Source organism: Pseudomonas danubii (assembly GCF_042980055.1).
Lineage (GTDB): Bacteria > Pseudomonadota > Gammaproteobacteria > Pseudomonadales > Pseudomonadaceae > Aquipseudomonas > Aquipseudomonas danubii.
Map to the genome: position 1 here is coordinate 6,311,770 of NZ_CP116502.1, position 14,626 is coordinate 6,326,395.

A 14,626-nucleotide genomic window follows, 5' to 3' on the forward strand; every position below is an offset into this window, starting at 1 on the left:
ATTCCAGGTGGTGGTCGATCCAGGCCATCAGTAGGATAGGCCACCTCTCAACTTCGCATTGCGGGCGCTCTAGCGGCTCTGTTGCTGCGCCTGTCTAGCCGATCTAGGAAACCTGAATGGACCGAGTGCGAAATCTTCTGGAGCAGATCCAGAACCGCCTTGAAGAACTGAACAAGGCGGAACGTAAAGTCGCCGAAGTCATCCTGCTCAACCCACAGCAGGCGACTCGCTTCAGCATCGCTGCGCTGGCCCAGGCCGCTTCGGTCAGCGAACCGACGGTCAATCGCTTCTGCCGCTCGTTCGGTGTCAGCGGCTACCCGGAACTCAAGCTGCAACTGGCCCAGAGCCTGGCCAGCGGCGCCGCCTACGTCAGCCGCGCCGTAGAGGCCGACGACAACCCCGAGGCCTACACACAAAAGATCTTCGGCAGTGCCATCGCCTCCCTGGACAGTGCCTGCCAGGCCCTGGACCCGAACCTGATCAGCAAGGCCGTTGACCTGTTGATTCAGGCTCGGCAGATCCACTTCTTCGGCCTCGGTGCCTCGGCCCCGGTGGCCATGGATGCGTTGCACAAGTTTTTCCGCTTCAACCTGGCAGTGACGGCCCATGCCGACGTGCTGATGCAGCGCATGATCGCCTCGGTGGCCCACACCGGCGAATTGTTCGTGATCATTTCCTACACCGGCCGGACCCGCGAACTGGTGGAAGTGGCACGCATTGCCCGGGAAAACGGCGCATCGGTGCTGGGGCTGACCGCAGAGAACTCGCCGCTGGCCAAGGCCAGTACCTTGAGCCTGAACATCCCTCTGCCGGAAGACACCGACATCTACATGCCGATGACCTCGCGGATCATCCAGCTCACCGTGCTCGACGTGCTGGCCACCGGCATGACCCTGCGCCGTGGCGTGGACTTCCAGCCGCACCTGCGCAAGATCAAGGAAAGCCTCAACGCCAGCCGCTATCCGGTGGGCGACGAGTTCAACTGAGGCTGGCCGGTTCGCCGGCCTGCCGACTCCTACACCGCAGCCCGCGCCTGCAAGCTCAGGTGCGCCTGCTCCCCCGGCGCCAGGCACAGGCTGTCGGTGCCGCCGGCAGCCGCTTCGACGCAGACAAACCGCGACACCTCATTCCAGCTCACCCCCAGCAAGGGCCGGGTGCCGGGGTGCCAGACCACGGTGTCGGCATCGTCACCGGTATCGATACACAGCTCGCGCTGCCAGGCGTGGTCCTTGAGCTGCAATTCGCCTTCGTGCTGGAACACCCGCTGGCACCCGCCCTCGACCCGCAACTCGCCCTGCTGCTGACAGACCTGGCGGTTCAACTGGTCGTAACCCTGGGCGCCATCAAGCCCGGACAGCGCTACCTCACCGACGTCACCAATACGCCAGTAGGCATGCAAAGCCTGGCTCAACTGACAAGGCTCACTGTCCTGGTGCTCGGTGCTCAGGCGCAGATCCATGCTTTGCCCCAGGTGCGCGTGCAGATCGACCTTCCAGTCGCACAACTGCAATTGCCAGTGCAGGCGCACGCCGTCCTCGTCGCTGCTGCTGTCCAGCAGTTTCCAGTCCAGCAGCCGCGCCCAACCGTGGGACGGCCAGGCATTTTCACTGGGATGGCGACCGTACCAGGGCCAGCACACCGGCACACCACCGCGGATCGCCCCCACTTGCGGCCACTTCGAGGCACACCACAGCCAGGGCTTCTGCCCGGCCGGCTGAAAGTGCAGCAGTTGAGCGCCCTGGCGACTGAACACCGCCTGGCACAGCGGGTGATCGATCACCAGCACATCGCGCATCTGATAGCGCTCCCAGGCGAACACCGGGCGTTCGCGCAGGGATTTGAAAAAGCGTTGTAGCGGATGCTCATGCATGGGCCGCGGTCCTGAAATTCACTGCTGTCTCGATACTCATCAGGGGGACTTGCAATCCCCACAAAAAAAAGCGGACGGCCTGGGCCATCCGCAAAATGCGCACATGGAGGAGGAGCTTATCGCAACAGCTCTAGAACACCGACTGAATTTTCAGACCGGCCACCAACGCGTTATCCACTTCATCCACACCGCCCGGATGGGTGATGTATTGCAGGTTGGGGCGTACGGTCAGCCAGTTGGTGACGTGGAAACCGTAGTTGATCTCGTAGTTGTATTCCGTGTCGCGCAGCGGCATGTACAGCGGGTTGTCGTAGTTGCTGATGCCGTTGTCCTCGTTGATCAGCTGGGCGTTCTTGCGCACATCGTCGTTGACGTGGATCCGCGCAAAACCGATGCCCACGTCATCTTTCGGACGCGCATCGAACGGCCCTTTGTACACGAACATCAGCGACTGGTAGTTGTCGACGACGTTGGTGTCCTTGTCATGGAAGGTGGCGTTGGCGGCGATGTTCAGGCCACGGGAAGCGTCACCGTTGTGGGTGGTGAGTTGCTGTTGAGCAACGAACCAGTAGCCGTGCTTGCTGTTGTGCACGCGATAGGCGTCGCCCGTGTCCGCGGCGTCCTGGCCGTTGGCGTCCTTGCGCACATCATTGGCGTCGGCCGTGCTCTTGTAGTAACCCACGCGGTACTCGCCCGGCAGGCTATTGAGCTTGGGCGACCAGACCAGTTCCACCGGCAATACCGTGCCCTTGGTGCCGCTGCCGCTGAGCTTGAAGCCGTTGCCATGCTCCAGCTGCGACGGGTTCTGGTTGTAAGCGCCGATCTGCGCATACAGCTCGGGGGTGATGTGGTATTTGACCCGCAGCGCCGCCTGGCTGACCGGCCAGTTGTACCAGATGCCGGTGGCCCAGTTGCCCACCTGGGAGCCGCAGAAGGCCAGGTTCTGGAACTCGCAGGGGAAGGTGTTGAAGTCTTCGCCTTCGCCGAAGTAACCGGCCTTGACGTCCAGCTTGCCGTCGAGGAACTGGTGCTGAATCCACAGCTGGGTCAGACGCACCATATGGCCACGACCGTACACCTCCTGGGAAGAACTCAGGGTGCCGGCACGCGGGTCGCCGATGCGATCGTTGGAAATGTTCTGGCCGTTACGGTTGGTCAGCTGAATCTTGGCCTGGGTATTGTCCCAGCCCAGCAGCTTCTGCAGATCGAAGGCCACGCCGAGACCGAACTGATCGCTGTAGCGCCCGGTCTTGTCATCGTTGTAGCCGCCATGCAAGTTGGCGCCCATTTCACCGACGTAGTCGGCCTTGATGTCGATCCCCTGCTCGATCAGCTTGATACGCTCACCACCCCAGTCGCCGGTCATCCACTTGGAGTCGGCGCTGAACGCCTCGTCCGCCATGGCATTGGCGGACAGGACCAATGCCGCAGCCGCTGACAACTGGCAAAGCAGCCGGGTATTGCTGTGTTGCTTTTTCATCCCTACATCCTCGTCTTTATTGTTATTAACGATTTATCCAACGCGGTTTACAGCGGGTGCGACGGATGACAGGCCATCCGCCACGGATTCATCGCCCCTTGAACTGCGCCACGTTGCCGCTACGGGGCTCGGACACAGGCGCGCCGGCCGCTCCCAGGCGCTCGCCGCTCTGGGCATCGAACAGCAGCACTCGGGCCGGATCGAACTGCAAGGTCAGGGTTTCTCCTGCCTCGGGCGCCTGATCCGGCGCCAGGCGGCAGCAGACCTTGGTGCCATTGAGGGTGACGAACACCAGGGTGTCGGGACCGGTGGGCTCGACCACCTGGACCTCGGCGCGCAAGGTCGGCAAGCCATTGGCTTCGGTGGCGGCCAGGGCAATCTGCTCCGGACGAATGCCGAGGATCACCTCGCGGTCTTCGAGCCCCGCGTCCTGCATGCCCAGAGGCAGCTCGCAACGGGCCTGGCCACTGTCCAGTAGCGCCAGCAGGCGGCCGTCCTTGCGTTGCAGGCGCAGGGGGATGAAGTTCATCGGCGGCGATCCGATAAAACTCGCTACGAACAGGTTGGCCGGATCGTTGTAGATCTGCTTCGGGGTGCCGAACTGCTGGATGATCCCATCCTTCATCACCGCAACCTTGTCGCCCAGGGTCATGGCTTCGATCTGGTCGTGGGTGACGTAGACCGTGGTGGTCTTGAGGCGCTGGTGCATCAGTTTCATTTCGGTGCGCATCTCGACCCGCAGCTTGGCGTCGAGGTTGGACAGCGGTTCGTCGAACAGGTAGATCTTCGGCCGCCGCGCCAGCGCCCGGCCCATGGCCACCCGCTGCTGCTGGCCACCGGAGAGCTGGCCCGGCTTGCGGGTCAGCAGGTGCTCGATCTGTAGCAGCTTGGCCACCCGTGCCACTTCCGCGTCGATCTCGGCGCTGGGCATCTTGCGGATCTTCAGGCCGAAGGCGATGTTGTCGCGCACGCTCATGGTCGGGTACAGCGCGTAGGACTGGAACACCATGGCGATGTCACGATCCTTGGGGCTCATGCCGCTGATGTCGGCGTCGTCCACCAGGATCGCCCCGCCGCTGATGTTCTCAAGGCCGGCGATGCAGTTCATCAGGGTGGATTTGCCGCAGCCGGACGGGCCGACGAGGATCAGGAACTCACCGTCGTCGATCTTCAGTTCGATATTCTTCAGGGTGTCCGGCAGGCCGGCACCGTAGGTCTTGTTGACGTTGCGTAATTCGAGAGTGGCCATGCTTTACCCCTTGACTGCGCCGGACGTCAGCCCGCGCAGGAAATACTTGCCGGCGAAGATGTAGACCAGCAGTGTCGGCAGCCCGGCGATCATCGCCGCCGCCATATCAACGTTGTATTCCTTGGCCCCGGTGCTGGTGTTGACCAGGTTGTTCAGGGCCACGGTGATCGGTTGCGCATCGCCGCTGGCAAACACCACGCCGAACAGGAAATCGTTCCAGATCTGGGTGAACTGCCAGATCAGGCAGACCATGATGATCGGCACCGACATCGGCAGCAGGATCTTGCCGAAGATGGTGAAGAACCCGGCGCCATCCAGGCGCGCGGCCTTGACCAGGGCATCGGGGATGCTCACGTAGTAGTTGCGGAAAAACAGCGTGGTGAAGGCCAGGCCGTAAACCACGTGCACCAGCACCAGGCCGGTGGTGGTGTTGGCCAGGCCGAACTTGCCAAGGGTGAACGAGGCCGGCAGCAGCACGGTCTGGAATGGCAGGAAGCAGCCGAACAGCAGCAGGCCGAAGAACAGCTGGGAGCCGCGAAAGCGCCACATCGACAGCACGTAGCCGTTCATTGCACCGATGAAGGTGGAGATCAGTACCGCCGGCACGGTGATCTTCACCGAGTTCCAGAAGTAGCCGCCCACAGCGTCCCAGGCTTTGATCCAGCCGATGCCGTCCACCACCTGGGGCCAGCTCAGCAGGTTGCCGGTGCGGATGTCTTCCGGGGTCTTGAAGCTGGTCAGCAGCATCACCACCAATGGAATCAGGTACACCGCCGCCGCCAGCAGCAAGGTGGCGTAGATGGCGATCCGACTGAAGTTCAGGGTCGGCTTGGCGAGGGAGTTAGTCATGGCGCTTGCCTCGCAGTTCGGAGTACAGGTACGGCACCAGGATGGTCAGCACGGCACCGAGCATCAGCATGGCGCTGGCCGAGCCGATGCCCATCTGGCCCCGGCTGAAGGTGAAGGAGTACATGAACATCGCCGGCAGGTCGGAGGAGTAGCCCGGGCCGCCCGCGGTCATCGCCGCCACCAGGTCGAAGCTCTTGATGGCGATATGGGCGAGGATCATGAAGGCACTGAAGAACACCGGCCGCAGGCTCGGCAGCACGATCCGCAGGTAGATGGTCGGCAGGCTCGCGCCGTCCACCTGGGCGGCGCGGATGATCGACTGGTCAACACCGCGCAGACCGGCGAGGAACATCGCCATGACAAAGCCCGAGGCCTGCCATACGGCGGCGATCACCAGGCAGTAGACCACCCGGTCCTGATCCACCAGCCAGTCCAGGCGAAAGCCTTCCCAGCCCCAGTCACGGAGCATCTTGTCCAGGCCCAGGCCAGGGTTGAGCAGCCACTTCCAGGCAGTACCGGTGACGATCATCGACAGCGCCATGGGGTACAGGTACACGGTGCGGATGAAGCCTTCCTTGCGGATGCGCTGGTCCAGCAGCACCGCCAGGAACACCCCCAGCACCAGGCTGATGGCAATGAACATGCCGCCGAAGAGCGCGAGGTTCTTGCTCGCCACCCACCAGCGGTCGTTGTCCATCAAGCGCAGGTATTGCTGCAGGCCGACCCACTTGTAGCTCGGCATGAAGCTGGAATTGGTAAAGGACAGAATGAACGTCCAGATGATGTAGCCATAAAACCCCACGAGCACGATCACCATGCTCGGCGCCAGCACCAGCTTGGGTAGCCAGCGCTGCAGTGCGTCCAGGGGTGAGGCCTTGCTGAAAACCGCCACAGAGCTCATCGCAAAAACCCAGTTATTGAAGTGAATCCGGGATGCACGCCGCCGCTGCATGGACGTAAGCCCTGCAGGGCGGCAACACAGTCACAGGTCAGCCGCCGGCGTACCGGCGGCGGGGTCAAGGATTACTGCGCGGCTTTGACCGCCGAGGCCAGTTGCGCACTGGCCTTGGCCGGGTCCGCATCCTTGTCGTTCATGAAGTTGGTGACCACATCGAAGATCGCGCCCTGCACCGCCAGGGAAGTGGCCATGTTGTGCGCCATGCTCGGCTGCAGGCCGCCGGTCTTCTCGTCGGCCAGGAAGTCCTTGGCCGCTGCCTGGGCGCAGGAGTCGAAGCCCTCGGCGCTCATGTCGTTGAGCATGTCGGTGCGCACCGGGATCGAGCCCTTGTTGATGCTGAAGACCTTCTGGAAGTCCTTGCCCAGGGCGACCTTGGCCAGGTCCTGCTGAGCGGCGATATCACCTTTGCGATCGGCCTTTAGCTTGAACACCGCCAGGGAGTCGATGTTGTAGGTGAAGGCCTTGTCAGTGCCCGGGAACGGCACGCACTGGTAGTCCTTGCCGGCAACTTTCTTCGCCGCCGTCCATTCGCTCTTGGCCCAGTCGCCCATCATCTGCATGCCGGCCTTGCCGCCGATCACGTCGGCAGCCGCAATGTTCCAGTCACGCCCGGCACGGTTGGGGTCCATGTAGCCGGTGATTTTCTTCAGTTCGGCGAAGGTCTTGGTCATTTCCGGGCCGGACAGGGTTTTCTGGTCCAGGTCCACCAGGGCTTTCTTGTAGCCTTCAGGGCCCATGACCGAGAGCACCACGTCTTCAAACACGGTGCTGTCCTGCCACGGCTGGCCACCGTGGGCCAGGGCGATAAAGCCCGCGGCCTTGAGCTTGTCGCCGGCGGCATAGAACTCTTCGAGGGTGGTCGGGGCCTTGTCGATCCCGGCCTTCTTGAACACTTCAGGGTTGATCCACAGCCAGTTGACCCGGTGGATGTTCACCGGCACTGCTACGTAATCACCTTCGTACTTGACGGTATTGGCCACCTTGGACGAGAGCAGGCCGTCCCAGTTTTCCGCCTTGGCCACGTCCTTGAGGGTGTCGGTGCTGAGCAGGCCGGTGCTGCCCCATTCCTGGATATCCGGGCCCTTGATCTGGGCTACGCCCGGCGGGTTGCCGGCCACGGCGCGGCTTTTGAGCACGGTCATCGCAGTGGAACCGCCACCACCGGCCACGGCGCCGTCCTTCCAGGTGAAACCGTCTTTTTCCACTTGGGCCTTGAGCACATCGACAGCAGCTTTTTCACCACCCGAAGTCCACCAGTGGACGACTTCCACGGAACCTTTGGAATCGGCGGCGAGGGCACTCAGGGGAAACAGAGAGGCAAGGGAAATGACAGTGGCGAGGCGAGAAATCGCATTCATTTGAAGTACCTTTCTTGTTGTTATGCATGCAAGTCTGGTGCTTGCGCTGCATACGAGTCTAAACAGCCTAGTCGAACGTTCGGGTAACGAAGCGACGGGGAAATGTCACGACATGGTTACACAAGGCCCGGAACAGACGCTTGGGCCAAAGCCGAGGCCATGCTCGGCGCCAGAGGCAGACGCGGAATCAGCACGGCTTGCCAGGCGTGATAGAGGTCCGGCTTGCCGCCCCAGATCTCGGCAGCCGGGCGGTTGTCGCGGCCCAGTTCGTGATGCCAGCTGCCCTGCTGACGATCGATGAAATGGGCTTCGCAGAACTCCCAGAAACGCCGGTACCAGACCTCGTATTGCTCCTGGCCGGTGCGCTTGAGCAAAGCGCTGGCGGCGGCGCTGGCCTCGGCGTGGGTCCAGTGCAGGCGCTGGCGCACCACTGGCCGGTTGTCCCAGTCCAGGGTGTAGACAATGCCCGGGGCGCCATCCACGTCCCAGCCGTGGCGGCAGTTGCTCGCAAACAGACGTTGCGCATCCAGCGCCAGCCAGCCCGGGGTCAACAGGCCGGCCTGGACCCGCGATGCCTCCAGGTGCAACAGCAGGCGCGCCCATTCGAAACCGTGGCCCGGCGTGGTGCCGAAGGGCCGGAAACCATCGGCGGGAAAGGCCCGGTTGTAGTCGCGCAGGGGCTGCCAGTCAGCGTTGAAATGCTCGATCACCATGAAGTCGTTGGCGGCGGCGTGCTGATGGATCACCCGCTCGACGATGCGCAGGGCGCGGTTGAGCCAGCGCGGGTCCTGGGTGACATCGGCCAGGGCCAGAAAGGCCTCGGTGGCGTGCATGTTGCTGTTGGCGCCGCGATAGGCTTCCGGCTCGCGCCAGTCACGGTTGAAGGACTCGAGCATGGAGCCCTCCTCCTCGCTCCAGAAATACCCATCGACGATCCGGATCGCCTCCTCAAGTAGGGCCTGGGCACCCGGCCGCTGCGCCACCACCGCAGAGCTGGCGGCCAGGGCGACAAAGGCATGCAGATAGGCAGCCTTGGTGCCGTTGCCATCGGCCTGACCGGCCACGGCGAACCAGCCGCCGTGCTCGGCATCGCGCAACGGCCCCATGAGCGCGGCGATGCCGTGATCCACCAGCCCGGCATAACCCGGCAGGCCCTGGATGTGCGCCATGGCGAAGCTGTGGGTCATGCGCGCGGTGTTCATGGTTTCGGCCTGGGCACCGGCGGGCAGGCAGCCCCGGGCATCGAGGTTGCCGAAGCCTTCGGCAAGTCGTGAAGCCTTGGCGAAATCAAGCAGGCGCTGGCCTTCGGCGGCGAGCCAGGAATGGTGAGCGGGCGCGTTCAGCCAACTGCGCAGCGGCAGGGGGAGAGAGTCCATGAGTGGCCTGTTGTTGTTTTTATCGAAGGCTTGAGTCTAATCAAGCCGCTCGCAACCGCAGGTAACGAAGGGCCAGCACAATGTCACCAAACCGTGACATTGCGCGGCTCCACCCGTAGGAGCCGGCTTGCCGGCGAAGAGGCCCTTGAGTCCTGCAGTGCCCTTGGGAACGCCTTCGCTGGCAAGCCAGCGCCTACACAAATCAGCGTCTGCACAGGCCAGCCGCTCAGTCGAAGGTCCGGGGCAGGTACAGGGTCACGCGCAGGCCGCCTTCGCGCAGGTTCTGCAGGCTGACTTCGCCGCCATGGCTGTGGGCAATGTTGCGCGCGATGCCCAGGCCCAGGCCGTAGCCCTGCTGCTGGCCGGCCAGACGGAAATGCGGCTCGAACACCTGCTCCAGGCGCTGCTCCGGTACGCCAGGGCCTTCGTCGTCTACATGCAGGACAAAACCGCTGTCGTCGTCTTCGATGTACAGATGGGCGTTCTGGCCGTACTTCAGGGCGTTGTCGATCAGGTTGCCCATGCAGCGCTTGAGCGCCAGGGGCTTGCCCGGGTAGCTGGCCAGCGCCCGGCCCTGCTGGGTCACGCGGCCATTGCCGTTGGGTGCCAGGTAAGGCTCCACCAGGCAGTCGAGCACCTGATTGAGGTCCACCGGCTCGATGTTCTCGTGGATGTCGGTGTCCTTGACGCATTGCAACGCACCTTTGACCAGCAGTTCCAGCTCGTCCAGGTCGCGGCCGAACTTGGCTTGAAGTTGTTCGTCCTCCAACAATTCGACCCGCAGGCGCAGGCGGGTGATGGGGGTGCGCAGGTCGTGGGAGATGGCGCTGAACAGCTGGCTGCGCTCGGTCAGGTAGCGGCTGATGCGTTCGCGCATGCTGTTGAAGGCCCGCCCCACTTCCACCACTTCACTGCCGCCGCCCTGCGCCACCGGCTCGACATCGGCGCCCAGGGACATGTCCCGCGCCGCCCGGGCCAGACGCTTGAGGGGCCGGCTCTGCCAATGCACCAGCAGGCCGATGAACAGCAGCAGAAAACCGCTGGTGAGCAGGATGAACCACACCTGCTGCGCCGGCAGCCCCTGCTCTTCGAGACTGGTGTAGGGCTCGGGCAACAGCGAAGCGATGTACAGCCATTCTCCCGGGGCCATCTGGATCTGGGTCACCAGCACCGGCGGGTTCACCGGCTCCAGGGTCAAGGCGTAATGGGCCCAGGAGCGGGGTAATTCGTCGAGCTTGAGGCCGCCATTGAAAATCCGCAGATCATCGGGGCTGACAAAGGTCACGGATAAATCCGCGTCGTTGCCCAGGGACTGGCGCAGCACTTGCTCCACCGCCTGCAATACCGCCTCTTTGCGCGGTGTAGCGGGCAGCACCTGCATGCCCAGGGGCTTGTCATTGAGGGTCACGACAAAACGGGTACCGCCCATGCTGCGCAACTGGTCGAGCACCAGGGGGCGATAAGCCACCGGCAGCGAACGCAGGTAACTGACGCTGGCGGTCATCGAGTGAGCCAGGCTGCGGGCGCTGGTCACCAGGCCTTCGAGCTGAGTAGCGCGCAACTGCGAAACCCAGATCACGCTGGACAGGGCCTGGGCGAACAACACCGCCAGCAAGGTCAGCAGAAGCATGCGCCCCAGCAGCGAGCGAGGCACCGGCACCCGCCGCAATACTCTGCGCACTGCCTCAGTGACCATTGCCGGCAACCACATTGGCTGCCAATTGATAGCCACTGCCACGCACGGTACGGATCAGCCGCGGTGGCTTTTCCGTGTCCCGCAGACGCTGGCGCAGGCGGCTGACAGCCATGTCGACGATGCGGTCCAGGGGCATCAGGTCGCGCCCGCGAGTGGCATTGCCGATGGTGTCGCGGTCGAGGATTTCCTGGGGGTGGTCGAGGAACAGCTTGAGCAGGGCAAAGTCGGCGCCGGAGAGGATCACCTCCTCGCCGTCGTTATGAAACAAGCGGTGACTGATCACATCCAGGCGCCACTCGTCGAAGCACAGCACGTCACCTGCGACCCGTTCCTGGGCGAACTGCACCCGGCGCAACAGCGCCTTGATCCGCGCCTGCAACTCCCGTGGGCTGAAGGGCTTGCCCAGGTAGTCGTCGGCCCCCAGCTCCAGACCGATCACCCGATCGGCCTCGTCGGAGCTGGCGGTGAGCATGATGATCGGCACCTGGCTGCACCGTGGGTGCTGGCGAATCCAGCGGCACAGGCTGAAGCCGTCTTCGTCGGGCAGCATCACGTCGAGGATCACCAGGTCGCTGGGGGCCTCGCTCAGGGCCTGACGAAAGCCGGCGCCATCGGCGGTCGTGCGCACCTGGAAGCCGCAGCGGCTGAGGTAGGTTTCCAGCAGCTCGCGAATTTCCTGATCGTCGTCAACCAACAAAATCGACTTACTGACTGAACTCACCGGGGCCGTCCTTATTGTTAGGCAGGGAGCGCGATTATGCCTGATGCCGGGAGGCGTGTTACCGCCTCTTCACCGGTAAGCCGGCTCCTACGCCGTGCGGCTCAAGGTCAACCCTGGGCCTGCTCCAGCGCTACGCCGGCACCGGTCAGCCCGGAATAGGGCGCCGTCACCAACCACACCGGAATGCCCTTGAAGTAGTCGCTCATGCAGCCCTTGTCGGCAAAACTCCTGGCAAAGCCGCTGTGGATGAAGAAGTCGGCGAAACGGGGAATCACCCCGCCGACGATATACACCCCGCCCCGCGCGCCCGTGGTCAGCACGTTGTTGCCCGCCACTCGCCCCAGCCAGCAGCTGAACTGCTCCAGCACTTCCCGGGCAATCGGGTCGCCGGCCAGCCCGGCAGCGGTGATGGCCTCCGGGGTATCGAGGCGCGGCTCATGACCGTCCACCGCACAGATCGCCCGGTACACCCGCGGCAATCCACTGCCACTCAAAGCGGTCTCGGCGCTGACATGGCCAATTTCATCGTGGATGTGCTGCCACAGCTGGGTTTCCCGCGGGCTGCTCAAGGGCAGGTCGACATGCCCCCCCTCCCCCGGCAAGGCCATGTAGCGGCCGTCGCCGAAATTCAACAGGGTACCGACGCCGAGACCAGTGCCCGGGCCGATCACCACCGCCGGACGCAAGGGCTCGGCAACGCCTTCGCAGACCACGCGAAACTCATCGGGCTGCAAGCGGGTCATGCCCAGGGCCATGGCCGAGAAATCGTTGACCAGCAGCAACTGCTCCACCTGCAAGGCCTGGCAGAACGCCTGGCGGCTCAGGCGCCAGTGGTTGTTGGTAAAACGGAACTCATCGCCGCTGACCGGACCGGCCACCGACAGGCATACCGAACCGATGGAACCCAGGGCCAGGCCCTGGTCTTGCAGGTACGCCTTGATGGCGTCTTCCGGGCAGCGATAGTCCGCCGTTGCATGGACCTGGATCGCGTCCAGTTGTTGGTCTTTCCACAACGCGAAGCGCGCGTTGGTGCCACCGATGTCACCGACCAGGGCCAGTTTCAATTAAGCGTCTCCAGAGCAGAGGTAAAGGCGCTGGCGCCCTGCTCTGCCGAGCTGAAGGCCATGCGCATGAAAGCGAAGAGTTCACGACCGGTGCCGACGTTGTTGCCCAACAGGCCCTTGGCCGGTTCCCGGGCGGCGAATTCGGCGGCGTCGACCTTGAGTTCCAAGGTGCCCTTGACCCCGTCAACGCGAATGATGTCACCGTCCAGCACCCGAGCCAGCGCACCGCCGACCTGGGCTTCGGGGCTGACATGAATCGCCGCCGGAATCTTGCCCGAGGCACCCGACATACGTCCATCGGTCACCAGCGCCACCTTGAAGCCACGGTCCTGCAGCACCCCGAGGAACGGGGTCATCTTGTGCAGCTCGGGCATGCCGTTGGAGCGCGGGCCCTGGAAGCGCATCACCGCGACGAAATCTTTTTCCAGCAGGCCGGCCTTGAAGGCGTCGGCCAGGTCCTGCTGGTCCTGGAACACCACGGCCGGGGCTTCGACGACCTGATGCTCGGGGGCCACGGCGGACACTTTCATCACCCCGCGGCCGAGGTTGCCTTCCATGACCCGCAAGCCGCCTTCCGGGGAGAAGGCCCGGGCCACCGGCCGCAGGATGTTTTCGTCGAGGCTTTCGATCGGGCCTTCGCGCCATACCAGCTTGCCGTTATCGAGGAACGGCTCCTGGGTGTAGCGGCTCAGGCCACGGCCGGCCACGGTATTGACGTCCTCGTGAAGCAGGCCGGCTTCCAGCAGTTCACGGATCAGGAACGACATGCCGCCCGCCGCCTGGAAGTGGTTAATGTCGGCCTTGCCGTTGGGATAGACGTGGGACAGGGTCGGCACCACCTCGGACAGATCGGCCATGTCCTGCCAGGTCAACTGGATGCCTGCCGCCTGGGCAATGGCCGGCATGTGCAGGGTGTGGTTGGTGGAACCGCCGGTGGCGTGCAGAGCGACGATGGAGTTGACCAGGCAACGCTCGTCGACGATTTCGCCAATGGGCGTGAAGCTGCCGCTCTGCTTGGTCAGGCGCGTGACCTGCTGCGCCGCCTCATGGGTCAGGGCGTCGCGCAGCGGCGTGTTGGGGTTGACGAACGAGGCGCCCGGCAGGTGCAGGCCCATGACTTCCATGAGCAACTGGTTGGTGTTGGCGGTGCCATAGAAGGTGCAGGTGCCCGGGCTGTGGTAGGACTTCATTTCCGATTCCAGCAGCTCCTCGCGGCTGGCCTTGCCTTCAGCGTAACGCTGGCGCACATCGGCCTTCTGCTTGTTGGAAATCCCCGACACCATCGGCCCGCCCGGGACGAAGACCATCGGCAGATGACCAAAGCGCAGGGCGCCCATCATCAGGCCCGGGACGATCTTGTCGCAGATCCCCAGCATCAGCGCCGCGTCGAACATGTTGTGCGACAGGGCCACGGCCGTGGACAGCGCAATCACCTCGCGGCTCGGCAGGCTCAGTTCCATGCCGGCCTCGCCCTGGGTCACGCCATCGCACATGGCCGGGGTGCCGCCAGCGAACTGGCCCACCGAACCGATCTCGCGCAGGGCTTTCTTGATCTGCTCGGGAAAACGCTCGTAAGGCTGGTGAGCCGACAACATGTCGTTATATGACGAAACAATTGCCACGTTGGCCGCATTCATCATCCGCAGGCTGTGTTTGTCGTCGGCGCCACAACCGGCCACGCCGTGGGCGAAGTTCGCACACTGCAGCTTGCCGCGCTGCGGACCATCGCTGGCGGCACCACGGATCAACGCCAGATAAGCCTGGCGAGTGGCGCGACTGCGAGCGATAAGCCGTTCGGTGACCTCAAGAACGCGGGGATGCATATGTAGAACTCCAGGCTAACGGATGTGGCGACCTGTTTGTCTATGCTGATCAGAAGCCCCGCCACCGAGGGACAGTGGAGGACATTTCTGACCATTTGGACCAGTTGATTCAGGTCACTCGTTGTAGATAAGACAAAATATTGCCACTAAAAAGGCTTGTTTTCTATTTCTATGCGAATAAT

Annotated in this window: 12 protein-coding genes; 1 reads left to right on the top strand and 11 read right to left on the bottom strand. The window is 63.4% G+C overall.

Annotated elements, in window-relative coordinates:
- The first annotated feature begins 125 nt into the window (after positions 1–125).
- The gene (locus PFZ56_RS28405; protein WP_170001736.1) at positions 126–986 is read left to right on the top strand and encodes a MurR/RpiR family transcriptional regulator; all 861 of its coding nucleotides are present in this window, start codon (positions 126–128) and stop codon (positions 984–986) included.
- Positions 987–1,015: 29 nt separating this feature from the next.
- Here PFZ56_RS28405 and PFZ56_RS28410 read toward each other — a convergent pair whose 3' ends face one another.
- From PFZ56_RS28410 to edd, 11 genes are all read right to left on the bottom strand, one after another.
- Complete coding sequence (locus tag PFZ56_RS28410; RefSeq protein ID WP_115580741.1) at positions 1,016–1,870, bottom strand: D-hexose-6-phosphate mutarotase; 855 nt, start codon at positions 1,868–1,870, stop codon at positions 1,016–1,018.
- Positions 1,871–2,000: 130 nt separating this feature from the next.
- On the bottom strand, positions 2,001–3,350 hold the full coding sequence (locus tag PFZ56_RS28415) for a carbohydrate porin (protein ID WP_123394102.1): 1,350 nt from the start codon (positions 3,348–3,350) through the stop codon (positions 2,001–2,003).
- Between the two features lie 88 nt (positions 3,351–3,438).
- Complete coding sequence (locus PFZ56_RS28420) at positions 3,439–4,599, bottom strand: ABC transporter ATP-binding protein (RefSeq protein ID WP_102880656.1); 1,161 nt, start codon at positions 4,597–4,599, stop codon at positions 3,439–3,441.
- 3 nt (positions 4,600–4,602) lie between these two features.
- Positions 4,603–5,448 (bottom strand): carbohydrate ABC transporter permease, encoded by an 846-nt coding sequence (locus PFZ56_RS28425; RefSeq protein WP_102880657.1) that lies wholly within the window; start codon positions 5,446–5,448, stop codon positions 4,603–4,605.
- Positions 5,441–6,349 (bottom strand): carbohydrate ABC transporter permease, encoded by a 909-nt coding sequence (locus tag PFZ56_RS28430; RefSeq protein WP_102860601.1) that lies wholly within the window; start codon positions 6,347–6,349, stop codon positions 5,441–5,443. Before PFZ56_RS28430 ends, PFZ56_RS28425 begins: the two co-directional genes overlap by 8 nt.
- Positions 6,350–6,471: 122 nt before the next feature.
- The gene (locus tag PFZ56_RS28435; protein WP_102880658.1) at positions 6,472–7,764 is read right to left on the bottom strand and encodes an ABC transporter substrate-binding protein; all 1,293 of its coding nucleotides are present in this window, start codon (positions 7,762–7,764) and stop codon (positions 6,472–6,474) included.
- 116 nt (positions 7,765–7,880) lie between these two features.
- A complete protein-coding gene (locus tag PFZ56_RS28440) occupies positions 7,881–9,140 on the bottom strand; it encodes an AGE family epimerase/isomerase (protein ID WP_170001702.1) in 1,260 nt (419 codons plus the stop codon).
- Between the two features lie 226 nt (positions 9,141–9,366).
- Positions 9,367–10,836: an ATP-binding protein gene (locus tag PFZ56_RS28445; RefSeq protein WP_170001700.1), complete on the bottom strand. Its 1,470-nt coding sequence runs from the start codon at positions 10,834–10,836 to the stop codon at positions 9,367–9,369.
- Positions 10,826–11,557, bottom strand: a complete 732-nt coding sequence (locus PFZ56_RS28450; RefSeq protein WP_102860596.1) for a response regulator — start codon at positions 11,555–11,557, stop codon at positions 10,826–10,828. The genes PFZ56_RS28445 and PFZ56_RS28450 overlap by 11 nt, the downstream gene beginning before the upstream one ends.
- Positions 11,558–11,664: 107 nt before the next feature.
- A complete protein-coding gene (locus PFZ56_RS28455; RefSeq protein WP_102880663.1) occupies positions 11,665–12,621 on the bottom strand; it encodes a glucokinase in 957 nt (318 codons plus the stop codon).
- Positions 12,618–14,444, bottom strand: coding sequence for a phosphogluconate dehydratase (gene edd, locus PFZ56_RS28460; protein ID WP_102860594.1), 1,827 nt, complete (start codon positions 14,442–14,444; stop codon positions 12,618–12,620). The genes PFZ56_RS28455 and edd overlap by 4 nt, the downstream gene beginning before the upstream one ends.
- Positions 14,445–14,626: the final 182 nt, after the last annotated feature.

Excerpts from the sequence above, each read along its gene's own strand:
- PFZ56_RS28435 (WP_102880658.1), bottom strand. The coding sequence starts at position 7,764 with ATGAATGCGATTTCTCGCCTCGCCACTGTCATTTCCCTTGCCTCTCTG.
- PFZ56_RS28420 (WP_102880656.1), bottom strand. The coding sequence starts at position 4,599 with ATGGCCACTCTCGAATTACGCAACGTCAACAAGACCTACGGTGCCGGC.
- PFZ56_RS28410 (WP_115580741.1), bottom strand. The coding sequence starts at position 1,870 with ATGCATGAGCATCCGCTACAACGCTTTTTCAAATCCCTGCGCGAACGC.
- PFZ56_RS28430 (WP_102860601.1), bottom strand. The coding sequence starts at position 6,349 with ATGAGCTCTGTGGCGGTTTTCAGCAAGGCCTCACCCCTGGACGCACTG.
- PFZ56_RS28445 (WP_170001700.1), bottom strand. The coding sequence starts at position 10,836 with ATGGTCACTGAGGCAGTGCGCAGAGTATTGCGGCGGGTGCCGGTGCCT.
- PFZ56_RS28415 (WP_123394102.1), bottom strand. The coding sequence starts at position 3,350 with ATGAAAAAGCAACACAGCAATACCCGGCTGCTTTGCCAGTTGTCAGCG.
- edd (WP_102860594.1), bottom strand. The coding sequence starts at position 14,444 with ATGCATCCCCGCGTTCTTGAGGTCACCGAACGGCTTATCGCTCGCAGT.
- PFZ56_RS28425 (WP_102880657.1), bottom strand. The coding sequence starts at position 5,448 with ATGACTAACTCCCTCGCCAAGCCGACCCTGAACTTCAGTCGGATCGCC.
- PFZ56_RS28440 (WP_170001702.1), bottom strand. The coding sequence starts at position 9,140 with ATGGACTCTCTCCCCCTGCCGCTGCGCAGTTGGCTGAACGCGCCCGCT.